This is a genomic window from Arthrobacter sp. Y-9 (genome assembly GCF_029690065.1).
Taxonomy (GTDB): Bacteria; Actinomycetota; Actinomycetes; order Actinomycetales; family Micrococcaceae; genus Arthrobacter_E.
In genome coordinates, this window is sequence record NZ_CP121463.1 from 1,523,757 (window position 1) to 1,537,085 (window position 13,329).

Annotated in this window: 12 protein-coding genes; 8 read left to right on the forward strand and 4 right to left on the reverse strand. The window is 68.3% G+C overall.

Going from position 1 to position 13,329, the window contains the following annotated elements; all coding sequences use genetic code 11:
- The first annotated feature begins 60 nt into the window (after positions 1-60).
- Both hisD and nrdR read left to right on the forward strand, forming a co-directional pair.
- Entirely contained in the window at positions 61-1,419 is a 1,359-nt protein-coding gene (hisD, locus tag P9849_RS06705) for a histidinol dehydrogenase (protein ID WP_278268865.1), read from the forward strand.
- Positions 1,420-1,517: 98 nt separating this feature from the next.
- Positions 1,518-1,967: a transcriptional regulator NrdR gene (gene nrdR / locus P9849_RS06710; RefSeq protein ID WP_278268866.1), complete on the forward strand. Its 450-nt coding sequence runs from the start codon at positions 1,518-1,520 to the stop codon at positions 1,965-1,967.
- Between the two features lie 153 nt (positions 1,968-2,120).
- Here nrdR and ppgK read toward each other — a convergent pair whose 3' ends face one another.
- On the reverse strand, positions 2,121-2,885 hold the full coding sequence (ppgK, locus tag P9849_RS06715) for a polyphosphate--glucose phosphotransferase (RefSeq protein ID WP_278269120.1): 765 nt from the start codon (positions 2,883-2,885) through the stop codon (positions 2,121-2,123).
- Positions 2,886-2,970: 85 nt separating this feature from the next.
- Entirely contained in the window at positions 2,971-3,849 is an 879-nt protein-coding gene (gene map, locus P9849_RS06720; RefSeq protein WP_278268868.1) for a type I methionyl aminopeptidase, read from the reverse strand.
- A gap of 41 nt (positions 3,850-3,890) precedes the next feature.
- On the opposite strand from map, the gene P9849_RS06725 reads away from it, so the two are divergent.
- Positions 3,891-4,055 (forward strand): SPOR domain-containing protein, encoded by a 165-nt coding sequence (locus P9849_RS06725; RefSeq protein WP_139244683.1) that lies wholly within the window; start codon positions 3,891-3,893, stop codon positions 4,053-4,055.
- A 25-nt stretch (positions 4,056-4,080) separates the two neighbouring features.
- On the opposite strand, the gene panB is transcribed toward P9849_RS06725, so the two are convergent.
- The gene (panB, locus tag P9849_RS06730; RefSeq protein ID WP_278268869.1) at positions 4,081-4,965 is read right to left on the reverse strand and encodes a 3-methyl-2-oxobutanoate hydroxymethyltransferase; all 885 of its coding nucleotides are present in this window, start codon (positions 4,963-4,965) and stop codon (positions 4,081-4,083) included.
- Between the two features lie 150 nt (positions 4,966-5,115).
- Here panB and glnA point away from each other — a divergent pair, with 150 nt between their 5' ends.
- From glnA to P9849_RS06750, 4 genes are read left to right on the forward strand one after another with little or no spacing between them, the layout of a single operon-like run.
- Positions 5,116-6,456, forward strand: coding sequence for a type I glutamate--ammonia ligase (glnA, locus tag P9849_RS06735; RefSeq protein WP_066215428.1), 1,341 nt, complete (start codon positions 5,116-5,118; stop codon positions 6,454-6,456).
- Positions 6,457-6,466: 10 nt separating this feature from the next.
- Positions 6,467-9,493 (forward strand): bifunctional [glutamine synthetase] adenylyltransferase/[glutamine synthetase]-adenylyl-L-tyrosine phosphorylase, encoded by a 3,027-nt coding sequence (locus P9849_RS06740; RefSeq protein ID WP_278268870.1) that lies wholly within the window; start codon positions 6,467-6,469, stop codon positions 9,491-9,493.
- Between the two features lie 30 nt (positions 9,494-9,523).
- On the forward strand, positions 9,524-11,050 hold the full coding sequence (locus tag P9849_RS06745) for an amino acid ABC transporter substrate-binding protein/permease (RefSeq protein WP_278268871.1): 1,527 nt from the start codon (positions 9,524-9,526) through the stop codon (positions 11,048-11,050).
- Positions 11,047-11,811: an amino acid ABC transporter ATP-binding protein gene (locus P9849_RS06750; protein WP_278268872.1), complete on the forward strand. Its 765-nt coding sequence runs from the start codon at positions 11,047-11,049 to the stop codon at positions 11,809-11,811. Before P9849_RS06745 ends, P9849_RS06750 begins: the two co-directional genes overlap by 4 nt.
- Positions 11,812-11,929: 118 nt before the next feature.
- On the opposite strand, the gene P9849_RS06755 is transcribed toward P9849_RS06750, so the two are convergent.
- Positions 11,930-12,415: an NUDIX hydrolase gene (locus P9849_RS06755; protein ID WP_278268873.1), complete on the reverse strand. Its 486-nt coding sequence runs from the start codon at positions 12,413-12,415 to the stop codon at positions 11,930-11,932.
- An 81-nt stretch (positions 12,416-12,496) separates the two neighbouring features.
- Here P9849_RS06755 and P9849_RS06760 point away from each other — a divergent pair, with 81 nt between their 5' ends.
- A complete protein-coding gene (locus P9849_RS06760) occupies positions 12,497-13,255 on the forward strand; it encodes a potassium channel family protein (RefSeq protein ID WP_278268874.1) in 759 nt (252 codons plus the stop codon).
- Positions 13,256-13,329: the final 74 nt, after the last annotated feature.

Here is a 13,329-nt window from a genome sequence, read left to right on the forward strand (position 1 = left end):
TGGCGGCCGTGTGACGTGGGCGCTTTCGGTCACCGACTCCAGGATCGATAAACTGGAGCGGTGACTTACACCCGTGACGTATCCCTGGACCGAGCCGACTTCTTCCGCACCGTGGACCTGCGGGGCAGGCATCTGAACCGGACGGAACTCAAGGCCGCGGTGCCCCGGGTGCATGAGGAGTCGAACCAGCAGGCCGAGGACGCCGTGCGGGGCATCATCGCCGAGGTCCGCGCGGGCGGACACCAGGCGCTGCGGGACCTCGCGCAGCGGTTCGACGGCGTCGCCCTGGACAGCGTGCGGGTTCCCCGCGAGGCGCTGCGGGATGCCCTCGCCGGGCTCGACGCCGGGGTGCGCGCCGCCCTGGAGGAGTCCATCGACCGTGCCCGCCGCTTCGCCGAGGCCCAGCGCCCGGCGGACGTGGAGACGGTCCTGGCGGAGGGCGCCGTCGTGCGTCAGCGCTGGATCCCGGTCAACCGTGTCGGCCTGTACGTGCCGGGCGGCCTGGCGCCGCTGGCCAGCTCCGTCATCATGAACGTGGTCCCGGCCCTGGCTGCCGGTGTGGAGTCGGTGGCCCTCGCGTCGCCGCCGCAGAAGGACTTCGGCGGACTGCCGCACCCCACGATCCTCGCCGCCGCGGAACTGCTCGGCGTGGAGGAGGTCTATGCGATCGGCGGCGCCCAGGCGATCGTCTCCTTCGCCTACGGCGTGCCGGCGGACGGACAGGAGGAGGCGCTGGAGGCCGTCGACCTGGTGACCGGGCCTGGTAACGTCTTCGTGGCCACCGCCAAGAAGCTCGTCCGGGGAGTGGTGGGGATCGATTCCGAGGCCGGCCCCACCGAGATCGCGGTCCTCGCCGACGAGACGGCCCAGCCGGCTCTCGTGGCCGCGGATCTGATCAGCCAGGCCGAGCACGATCCGCGGGCCTCGAGCGTGCTCGTCACCTCCTCGGTGGAACTGGCGGAGAAGGTGCGCGAGGAACTGCTGCGCCAGGCCCGCACGGCACGGCACTCCGAGCGCATCCTGACCGCCCTGTCCGGCCCGCAGTCCGGCGTGGTGCTGGTGGACGGTCTCGAGCAGGGGATCGCCGTGGCGGACGCCTATGCCGCCGAGCACCTGGAGATCATGACGGCGGACGCCCCGGCGGTCGCGGCGCGGATCCGCAATGCGGGCGCCATCTTCGTGGGCGACTACTCGCCGGTGAGCCTGGGGGACTACTGCGCAGGCTCCAACCACGTGCTGCCGACCTCCGGCACGGCGCTGTTCTCCTCCGGCCTGAACGTCACCACGTTCCTGCGCGCGGTGCAGGAGATCGAGTACTCGCGGCAGGGGCTCTCCGAGGTCCGCACCCACATCGAGGAACTCGCCGAGGCGGAGAATCTCCCGTCCCACGGCGAAGCGGTGTCGATCCGGTTCCGCTGAGCCTGCGACACCCCCGCGAACCACAAGATGTGGTAATTACATCCTTGTATTTTTACAACATGTGGTTCTAAACTGACTTCAGCCATAGAGGAGGCGTAGTGTACTGTCCGTTTTGCCGTAACGCCGACTCCCGGGTGGTGGACAGCCGGGTCACCGAGGACGGTTCGTCCATCCGGCGTCGCCGCCAGTGCACCAATTGCTCGCGGCGTTTCACCACGGTGGAGACCACCAGCCTCTCCGTGCTGAAGCGCTCCGGAGTGGCTGAGCCCTTCAGCCGCAGCAAGGTCATCAACGGCGCGCGCAAGGCGTGTCAGGGACGACCCGTCACCGAGGACGACCTGGCGATGCTCGCTCAGGAGGTCGAGGAGACGGTCCGTGCCAGCGGCGCTGCCGAGATCAAAGCCCATGAAGTGGGGCTGGCGATCCTGGAACCGCTCCGGCGGCTGGACGAGGTCGCCTACCTGCGCTTCGCGAGCGTCTACCAAGACTTCGACTCGCTGGACGACTTCGAAAAGGCGATCGCACGGCTCAGGTCCCAGGAGGACTGAGCGGCCGGAGGGCTGATTCGCAGGAGTACCAGCCCTGAGAAGGGACCACACAGCTCCCGGTGCCGGCGGAGGGGAAGCCGCCCGCACCGGGCACCAACGGAGAGGGCCTGTCAGCCACTGGCTGACAGGCCCTCTCCGTTCACGGGGTGAGGCTCATTTCACGAGCTTGTGGTGCTGTGCCACCTGGAGCGCGGCTCCGACGATCCCTGCCTCGTTCTTGAGCTTGGCCGGGATGATCGGAGTGCGGAGGTCCAGGCGCGGAAGGTACTCGTCCGCGCGCTTCGAGATGCCGCCGCCCACGATGAACAGTTCGGGGGAGAACAGCATCTCCACGTGGCTGAAGTAGCGCTGGAGCTTGACCGAGTACTCCTCCCAGCTCAGGCCGTCGCGCTCACGGGCGACCGCGGACGCCTTGGATTCGGCGTCGAAGCCATCCAGTTCCAGGTGTCCCAGTTCGGCGTTCGGGACCAGCTTCCCGTCGAAGATGAAGGCCGAGCCGATGCCGGTGCCCAGGGTGATCACCAGGACCGTGCCGTCCACGTCCTCGCCCGCGCCGTACCGGACCTCGGCGAGGCCGGCGGCGTCGGCGTCGTTGATCACCTCGACCGGGCGGTCCAGACGCTCGGAGAGCAGCGCATTGATGTCCACGCCGATCCACGACTTGTCCACGTTCGCGGCCAGGCGGCAGACGCCGTGCTGGATGATGCCCGGGAAGGTGACGCCCACGGGCGCCTTGACGTTCGGCGCGCCCTCGCGCGAGCAGAGTTCGTCCACGATCTGCGCGACGACCTCGGAGACGGCCTCGGGGGTGGCGGGCTGCGGCGTGGGGATGCGGAAACGCTCGCCCACGAGCTTGCCGTTCTTCAGGTTGACGATCCCACCTTTGATCCCGGTGCCGCCGATGTCGACGCCGATCATGGCCGGGTGCTTCTTGCCGGTGTTCTCGTTCTTGCTCACGCTGATCCTTCGGTGCTGCGGACGGTTGCAGGGGGCAGGCAGGCGCCTACGGCACTGTGAGAATCTCAGCGCCGGTTTCGGTCACCACCAGGGTGTGCTCAAATTGCGCGGTCCGTTTGCGGTCCCGGGTCAATACGGTCCAGTCGTCCGGCCACATATCCCACTCGGTGGTGCCGAGCGTGAGCATGGGTTCAATCGTAAACGTCATGCCCGGCTCGATCACAGTGTTGTACGCCGGTGCGGCGTCGTAGTGCGGAATTATTAAGCCCGTGTGGAAGGCTTCGCCGACACCGTGGCCGGTGAAGTCCCGGACCACCCCGTAGCCGAAGCGCTTGGCGTAGGACTCGATGGTGCGGCCGATGACGTTGATCTCGCGTCCGGGGGCCACGGCCTTGATGGCGCGGCGCAGGCTCTCCTCGGTGCGTTCGACCAGGAGGCGGGACTCCTCGTCGACGTCGCCGACCAGGAAGGTGTAGTTGGTGTCGCCGTGCACGCCGTGGATGTAGGCGGTGATGTCGATGTTGAGGATGTCCCCGTCCTCGACCACGGTGGAGTCGGGGATGCCGTGGCAGATGACCTCGTTGAGCGAGGAGCACAGGGACTTGGGGAAGCCGCGGTACCCGAGCGTGGAGGGGTAGGCGCCGTGGTCCAGCAGGAACTCGTGGCCGACGGCGTCGAGTTGGTCCGTGGTCACGCCGGGCGCGATGTGCTTGCCCACCTCCACGATCGCCTGGGCCGCGATCTTGCTGGCGATGCGCATCCTCTCGATGGTCTCCGGCGACTTGACGGCGCTGCCGGTGAACTTGGCGGGTGCCGGCCGGTCCACATATTCGGGCCGCTCGATGTTCGGCGGCACAGGACGACGCGGGCTCACGATTCCGGGGGTGAGCTTACCCAGAGGTGCGGTTTCAGCTACTGGTGGCATACGTTTGATAGTAGTCGTCACTCACAAGGAGGAATGGAATCATGCCGCAGTACTGGTACAACATGGTCACCCACCAGGTGGAGGAGGACGCCATGAGCGATTGGAGCCAGCTCCTCGGCCCCTACGACACGCGCGAAGAGGCCGAGAACGCCCCGCAGAGCGTGCAGCGGCACAACGAGGCCTGGGAGAAGGGCGACGAGGACTGATCGTCCTCGGACGTCCGAAGACGTCTTAGAAGGAGTGCTCCGGGCCGGGGAACGACCCGTCCCGGACCTCCTCGCCGAAGGTCCGTGCCCCGTCGAGCAGATCCTGCCGGATCCGGGCGTACTGCTTGACGAAGCGGGCCATGCGCCCGCCCCGCAGCCCCATGGCGTCCTGCCACACCAGGACCTGGCCCGTGGTCACGTTGCCGGCGCCGATGCCGACGGTCGGGATCGTGAGCGCCGCATCCACCTGGGCGGCGGTGGCGGCCGGCACCATCTCCATCAGCACGGCGAAGGCGCCCGCCTCCTGAAGTGCCAGGGCATCCTCGACCAGGCGCGCGGCGTCGTCGCCCCGGCCCTGAACCCGGTAACCGCCCAGCGCATGCTCGCTCTGCGGGGTGAAGCCGATGTGGCCCATGACCGGGATGCCGGCCTGGACCATGGCGCGCACGGTGTCCGCGTAGTAGGCGCCGCCCTCCATCTTGACGGCGTGAGCCAGGCCCTCCTTGAGGAACCGGACCCCGGTGGTGACGGCCTGCTCGATCGACGCCTCGTAGGAGCCGAACGGCAGATCCGCGAGAACGAGCGACCGCTTGGCGGCCCGTGCGACGGCGCGGCACAGCGGCAGCAGCTCGTCCACTGTCACCGGGAGGCTGGTCTCATTGCCGAACACGTTGTTCGACGCGGAGTCACCGATCAGGAGCACCTCGATGCCCGCCTCGTCGAAGATCTCCGCCGTGTACTGTTCATACGCGGTCAGCATGGCGAAGTGACGGCCCTCCGCCTTGGCGGCCTGCAGGTGGTGCAGCCGCACCCGTCCGGTCGCAGCGGACGACGACGCCGCGGGGCCGCTGCCGTACGGGGCGCTCGTCTCGCCCGGGGTGCTGGAGCTGGCGGATTCACTGTGCGTCATGTCTCCGAGCTTAATGCTGAACCGTCAGGGGCGCCGAATTACGGGACGCCGGGGGAATGACGGCCCACAGAGCCCCTGGCCTGGGTAGAGTTGCATGCAGCACAGTACAGCCCCGGCCTGCGTCGGGATCCAGAGGGAAGCGAGGGCAGCATGGACCGCCAACAGGAATTCGTGCTCCGGACGATTGAGGAGCGCGACGTCCGGTTCGTCCGGCTCTGGTTCACGGACGTGGTGGGCTCCCTCAAGTCCGTGGCCCTGGCCCCCGCGGAGGTGGAAGGCGCCTTCGCCGAGGGACTCGGCTTCGACGGCTCGTCCATCGAGGGCCTCGCCCGCGTCTACGAGTCCGACATGCTCGCGCAGCCGGATCCGTCCACCTTCCAGATCCTGCCCTGGCGCGGCGAGACCGAGCAGACCAGCCGGATGTTCTGCGACATCCTCACCCCGGACGGTCAGGCCAGCGCCGCGGATCCGCGCAACGTCCTGAAGAGGACCCTCGCCAAGGCAGCGGACATGGGCTTCACCTGCTACACGCATCCGGAGATCGAGTTCTACCTGCTTAAGTCGGACAAGCCGGGCCCGGACGGCCTCCCGGTGCCCGTGGACGAGGGCGGCTACTTCGACCACGTCCCCGGCGGCGTGGCCCAGGACTTCCGCCGCACCGCGGTGACGATGCTGGAGTCCGTGGGCATCTCCGTGGAGTTCAGCCACCACGAGGCGGGCCCGGGCCAGAACGAGATCGACCTGCGCTACGCGGACGCCCTCCAGACCGCGGACAACATCATGACGTTCCGCACCATCATCAAAGAGGTGGCACTCCAGCAGGGCAGCTACGCCACGTTCATGCCGAAGCCGTTCACACAGCATCCGGGTTCCGGGATGCACACGCACTTCTCGCTGTTCGAGGGTGACACGAACGCCTTCCACGAAGCGGGCGCGGAATACGAGCTGTCCCGCACGGCGCGTCAGTTCATCGCCGGAATCCTGCGCCACGCGCCCGAGTTCACCGCGATCACCAACCAGTTCGTGAACTCCTACAAGCGCCTATGGGGCGGGGGCGAGGCCCCGAGCTACGTGTCCTGGGGCCACAACAACCGCTCCGCCCTGGTCCGGGTCCCGCTGTACAAGCCGGGCAAGGGGAACTCGGCGCGCGTCGAGTACCGGGGGATCGATTCCGCGGCCAACCCGTACCTCGCGTACGCGGCCCTGCTGGGCGCCGGCCTGAAGGGCATCGAGGAAGGCTACGATCTGGCGCCGCCGTCCGAGGACGACATCGCGTCGCTGTCCACGGCCGAGCGCAGGGCCCTCGGCCACGACCCGCTGCCGGCCAGCCTGCATGACGCCATCAACGCCATGGAGAACTCGGAGTTCATGGCGGAGATCCTCGGGGAGCAGGTGTTCCAGCACTTCCTGAGGAACAAGCGCGCCGAGTGGAACGACTACCGTCTGCAGGTCACGCCGTACGAACTCCAGCGCAACCTGGGGATCCTCTAACGCTGTGGCGATGAGTGTCGCCCGCCGTCTCATCGCGGCGGGTTTCAGTGACGTTGAACGGGCCGAGCGCTTCCTGGCGGCTCCTGAACTGGACGGAGTGGACCGGGACCTGCTGTTCGCCGGTCTCGTCCAATCCGCCAACCCGGACGAGGCGCTGTTGTCACTGGTCCGTCTCCTTGAGAAGGAGAAGGCCTCCCAGGGCACGGTAGGGCGCCTTCTACGGGGTGACCCGGAGGATGCGGAGGCGATGTACCGCCTCCTCGGCAGCTCCGTGGCCCTGGCCGACTTCCTGCTCAGGAACCCCGAGGAGCAGTGCGTTCTGGAGACCCGGGTCAGCCCCGAGCCCGTCCGGATCCCGGGCGAGGATCTGCGTGCCTCGCTGCTGGCCTCCGTGGGCGCGGACCCGAGGGCCGCGACGCCGATCGCCACCCTGAGCGGGGACGAGGGCCAGAACGCCCTGCGCGTGCGCTACCGCCGGCACCTGACCGAGCTGGCCATCCGGGACCTCGGGGCAGCGGATCCCCGGGACTACATGCCGCAGGTGGGGGCCGAACTCGCGGATCTGGCGGCTGCCGCACTCGATGCCGCTCTGGCGGTGGCGCGGGCCGAGGCCGGCGCCAAGTTCTCGCCGCTCGAGGTGGAAGCCGTCCGCCTCGCGATCGTGGGCATGGGCAAGTGCGGCGCCCGCGAGCTCAACTACATCTCGGACGTGGATGTCATCTACGTGCTGGACTCCGAGGGACTGGACGAGGTCCGGGCCGTGGAGATCGGGACGTTCCTCGCCGGCACCCTCGCCCGGATCATCTCCCATCCGGGGCGCGAACCCGGGCTGTGGGAGGTGGACGCCAACCTCAGGCCCGAAGGCAAGGACGGACCACTCGTCCGCACCCTCGAATCGCACCGGCAGTACTACGCCCGCTGGGCCGAGAGCTGGGAGTTCCAGGCGCTCCTGAAGGCCCGGGCCATGGCCGGGGACCCCGAGCTGGGCCGCCGCTATCAGGAAATGGTGGAGCCTCTGGTCTGGTCTTCCGCGGGCCGTGAGGGCTTCGTGGAATCAGTGCAGGCCATGCGCCGCAGGGTCACGGACAACATCCCCGCAGCCGAACTGGCCCGCCAGATCAAGCTCGGCCCCGGCGGACTCCGCGACGTGGAATTCACCGTCCAGCTGCTCCAGCTGGTGCACGGCAAGGCCGATCCTTCCCTCCGGGTCCGGGACACGACGTCGGCCATCGCCGCCCTCTCCCACGGCGGGTACATCGGCCGCGCCGACGCCTCGGAGTTCGACCGGGCGTATCGGCAGCTGCGCGTGATCGAGCACCGCATCCAGATGGTGCAGATGCGCCGCACGCACCTCATGCCCGAGAAGGAGGAGGAGGTGCGGGCGCTGGCCCGCGCCGTCGAGGGTTCGCTGAGCACCGCCCGCCCGACGGCGGACAGCCTCCTCACCTCGTGGCAGAAGACCAAGCGCCGGGTGCGTGAGCTGCACGAACAGATCTTCTACCGTCCCCTCCTCGGCACGGCCGCCTCCCTCAGCTCCGACGAGGCCCGCCTCAGCCCGGAAGCCGCGTCCGCCCGGCTCGCGGCGCTCGGTTACCGGGACCCCGAGGGCGCCATGCGCCACATCGCGGCGCTGACCAGCGGGGTCAGCCGCCGGGCGGCACTGCAGCGCCAGCTCCTGCCGGTTCTGCTGGGCTGGCTCGCCGAAGGACTGGACCCCGACGCCGGCCTGCTGGCCTTCCGTCGCGTCAGCGAGGCGCTCGGGGCCACTCACTGGTACCTGGGGCTCCTGCGCGACTCCCAGGCGGCTGCCGAGCGGCTGTGTCATGTCCTGTCGGACTCACGGCTCATCGCCGACCTTCTCGAGGTGTCACCGGAGTCCGTGGCCTGGCTGGGCAACAACAAGGAACTGGCCCCGGTGCCGTTCGAGACGCAGTGGCAGGAGATCCGTTCCAAGATGGCGCGGCATCAGGATCCGTCCAGCGCCATGCGGCTCATCCGGCTGATCCGCCGTCGGGAGATCCTGCGCACCGCCATCGCCGACGCGGCCGGGATCCTCGACCAGGACGGGGTCTCCCAGGCGCTGTCCGATGCGGACCGTGCCGCCATCCTCGGCGCCCTCCACGTCGCCGAACGTCAGGCGGAGGCCCAGGGCGGACTCCTGACCCGTGTGCTGGTGGTGGCGATGGGGCGGCAGGGCGGCCGCGAGATCGGCTACGGCTCGGACGCCGACGTCCTCTACGTGCATCAGGCGCTGCCCGGGGTGTCTGAAGAGGACGCCCAGAAACAGGCGCTCCAGATCGTGGGGCAGATCTCCAGCCTGCTCACGCAGCCCCTCAAGCCCGCCATCCTCGCGGAACGGGTCCTGTCCCTGGACGCCGATCTGCGGCCCGAAGGCAAGAACGGTCCCATGGTCCGCTCACTCGAGGCGTTCCGGGTCTACTACGGGCGCTGGTCCCTCGTCTGGGAGGCTCAGGCGCTGCTCCGGGCACGGCCGATCGCCGGCGATGACCGCCTGGCCGAGGCGTTCCTGGAGCTGATCGATCCGATCCGGTACCCGGAGCACCTCTCGTCCCAGGACGAGCGCGAGATCCGTCGGATCAAGGCCCGTGTGGAGGCCGAACGCCTTCCGCGGGGCGCCGACCCGTCCCGCCACGTGAAGCTCGGACGCGGAGGCCTGAGCGATGTGGAGTGGCTCGTGCAGCTGCGCCAGCTGGAGCACGCCCACCAGCATCCAGGACTTCGGACCACGTCCACCATGGAGGCGCTGGCGGAGCTCGCGCGGCTCAGACTGATGGCCGAGGAGGACGCGGCTCTGCTCGCGGCTGCCTGGCGACTGGCCAGCCGGGTCCGCAGCGCCAACGTCATCTGGTCCGGAAAGGCCTCAGACCTCCTGCCGTCCGCACGGCGGGACCTCGAAGCCGTGTCCCGGTGGTGCGGGCACCCGGCCTCCCACGCCGCCGAATTCGAGGAGCAGTATCTGCGACTGACGCGACGTGCTCGCGCGGTCTTCGACCGGGAGTTCTACGGGCAGCGCTGAGTGCTCTGTCCGCGACGAAAGGATCAAGGGATGAATCGACAACCGTGGAAGACTTCGCGGCAGAAGGACGGGGGAGGAGGCCCGGGCGGCCGTCGTGCTCCCTGGGCGCGGCTGACCGTGCTGGTGCGGTTCGGGGTGGCCGTGCTGACGGCGTGTCTCGCCGTCGTCGGGCTGTCCGTGCCCGCCGCTTCCGCCACCGCGCCGCATGAGGTGAGCGGCAAGAAGTTCGTCATCGGCACGGACACCACCTTCGCACCGTTCGAGTTCCGGGACCCCTCCGGTGAGCTGACGGGCATCGACATGGATCTCATCCGCGAGATCGCCAAGCGCGGGGGATTCGAGGTCGAGATCAAGTCCCTCGGCTTCAACGCCGCTCTTCAGGCGCTGTCCTCCAACCAGGTGGACGGCGTGATCGCCGGCATGTCCATCACGGACAAGCGCAAGCAGGTCTACGACTTCTCCGATCCGTACTTCGAATCCGGCGTGCAGATGGCCGTGGCGAAGAGCAACAACGACATCAAGGGCTACGAAGACCTCAAGGGCAAGACGGTCACCGCCAAGACCGGCTCCGAGGGCGAGACCGCCGCGAAGGAGCTGTCCGCCAAGTACGGCTTCACGGTGAAGTCCCTGGACCAGTCCGCGACCATGTACGAACTGGTCAAGTCCGGCAACGCCGTGGGCGTCTTCGATGATTACCCCGTCCTGGCCTATGGCATCAGCCAGAACAACGGCCTCAAGACCGTGACGGACAAGATCCCGGGTGGCAGCTACGGCTTCGCCGTCAACAAGGGGAAGAACCCCGAACTGCTCGCGGCGTTCAACAAGGGTCTCTCCGAGATGAAGGCCGACGGCGAGTACCAGAAGCTCCTCGACAAGTACCTCAAGGCGCCGGAGGCGGCGGCCACGAGCAGCTTCTGGGATCTGCTGGCGCAGAGCTTCCCGGCCCTCATGAGCGGTCTGCGCAACACCGTGCTGGTCACCATCATCTCCTTCGCGGTGGCGATGGTCCTGGGCCTGTTCTTCGGCTTCCTCAAGATCTCGCGGAACGTGGTGGCCCGCGGTGTCGCGACCACCTTCGTCAACGTCTTCCGCGGCACGCCGCTGCTGGTCTGGGCGTTCTTCTTCTACTTCGGCATCCCACAGCTCACCGGGCAGCCCATCAACATCTGGGTGGCGGGTGTCCTCACGCTGAGCCTCAACTCGGGCGCTTACATCACCGAGATCGTGCGCGGCGCCGTGCAGTCGGTGGACCCGGGCCAGCTGGAGGCGGCCCGGAGCCTCGGCATGGGCTACGGCAAGTCGATGCAGAAGGTCGTGGTGCCTCAGGCCTTCAAGCTCATGACGCCGTCCCTCATCAACCAGCTGATCATCATGCTGAAGGATTCGTCCTTGCTCCTGGCCATCGGCTTCGCCGAGCTCCTGTACCAGGGCCAGCAGATCTACGCCGGCAACTTCCGCATCACCGAGACCCTCGTGATCGTGGCGGCGCTGTACTTCGTGGTGATCATGCTCCTGACACAACTGGCCAACTACGCGGACAGGAAGTTCAACAAATGAGCACGGGTGCAGAGACGGTCCGTGATGACCGGGCCGAGAAGGTCACGGTCACGGGCCTGAAGAAGTCCTTCGGCAGCAACGAGGTCCTCAAGGGCATCGACGCGGTCATCCACGAGGGCGAGGTGGTGGCGGTCATCGGCCCCTCGGGCTCCGGCAAGTCCACCTTCCTGCGCTGCCTGAACAAGCTGGAGGACATCTCCGGCGGCACAGTCCAGGTCAACGGTTACGACCTCACGGGTGCGAACGTGGACATCAACCAGGTCCGTCGCCAGATCGGCATGGTGTTCCAGCACTTCAACCTGTTCCCGCACATGACCGTGATCGAGAACATCATGCTGGCCCCCGTGGAGACCGGGAAGCTGGACAAGGCGGCGGCACGGACCCGTGGCCTGGAGCTCCTGGCCCGGGTGGGGCTGGAAGCCAAGGCCGATGCCCGTCCCGTCTCCCTCTCGGGCGGTCAGAAGCAGCGTGTGGCGATCGCCCGCGCGCTGGCCATGAGCCCGGACATCATGCTCTTCGACGAGGCGACTTCAGCCTTGGACCCGGAGATGGTCGGAGAAGTCCTCCAGGTCATCAAGGACCTGGCCGCCGAGGGCATGACGATGGTCATGGTCACCCACGAGATGGGCTTCGCCCGCGAGGTCGCCGATCGCGTCATCTTCATGGCGGACGGCTACATCTGCGAGCAGGGCACCCCCGACGAACTGTTCGGCAACCCTCAGCAGCAGCGGACCAAGGACTTCCTCTCGAAGGTCCTCTGAGCCGTGGCCGTCCGCGCGCGAGCCGTGCGGACCTGCTGAACGACGACGGCGGCCGCTTCCCTTACGGGGGAGGCGGCCGCCGTCGTCGTGGGTCGGGCACTGGCCCGGAGAGGGTGGGTCAGAGGACCTCTTCGCGGTCCTGGAGCTCGATGACCCGTTCCTCGCGGAGCGCACGGAGCGCCGAGGACACGTGCAGCGCGCCGTGCACGCCGAAGTACTCGGGGAAGTCCTGCTCGGCGACGAAGCGCCAGCTGAGGAGTTCCTCCTCCTGCAGGGTGATCTCGGCGCCGTCGGCCAGGACGCCGCCGTCGTAGAGGAAGTTCAGCCCGTCGCCCACGGGGACGGGGAAGGCGGAGTGCCCGATGATCAGGAGCGCGCCGGGCTGGATGTCCAGGCCGAGCTCCTCGCGGCCTTCACGGCGGGCGGCCGCGCGGGGCGCCTCTCCGGCGTCCACCGTGCCCCCGGGCAGGAGCCACCCCTCTTTGTAGTTCGGTTCGACGGCGAGGACCCTTCCCTCGTCGTCCCGGATCACCAGGCCCGCGGCGACACGGCGGCGGGGGAGTGTGCGGAAGTATTCGATGCTTTCCGGGCTGAGTTCGGCCATGACCTGAGCCTAGCAAGAGTGGGCGGAACGGCCTTGGCCTGCGACCTCCCGCGACGGGCGGACGGCGAATAGTCTGTCTCCATGACAACGGAACGGTGGCGGCAGGCCACGGAATGGCCGCTCATGGCTGCGGCGCTCGTGTTCCTGGCCGCGTACTCGGTGCAGGTGATCGGCGACGTCTCGGAACGCCAGGCCCAGGTGCTCGAGCTCATCCAGTGGATCACGTGGGGCGCGTTCACCGTGGACTATGCCGTGAGGCTGTTTCTGGCGCCCCAGCGCTGGCGCTGGCTGGCCACCCATCTGCCGGACCTGGCGATGGTCGTGCTGCCGGTGCTGCGGCCTTTGCGCCTCCTGCGCCTCGTCACGCTGCTCCGGGTGCTGTACGGCACGGCGGGCAAGGCGCTGCGGGGCCGGATCGTCACGTTCGTCGCGGTGTCGGCCGTGTTCCTGACGTACTGTGCCTCCCTCGCGGTGCTCGACGCCGAACAGCACGCCGAGGGCGCGAACATCGTCACTTTCGGCGACGCCGTGTGGTGGTCACTGACCACCATCAGCACGGTCGGGTACGGGGACCATTACCCCGTCACCCTGATCGGCCGGGCGGTGGCCGCGGCGCTCATGGTCTCGGGGATCGCGGTCCTCGGCGTGGTCACCGCGTCGATCGGATCGTGGCTGGTGGAGCGCGTGTCGGCGACGGCCACCGTGGCAGTCGAACAGGCCGACGCGGATCTGAAGGGCCAACTGGACCGGCTGCACGCCGAGGTGGCGCGGCTCGGCCGGCTGCTGGAGGATTCGCAGGGTGGCCGCAAGGAGCCGGTGGTGGGGGAGGAGACGCGCTAGGCGTCGCTGCTGGGGTTCGGGGACGGGAAACGAGAAAGACCCCCGGAGCACTGCTCCGGGGGCCTTCCGTGTAC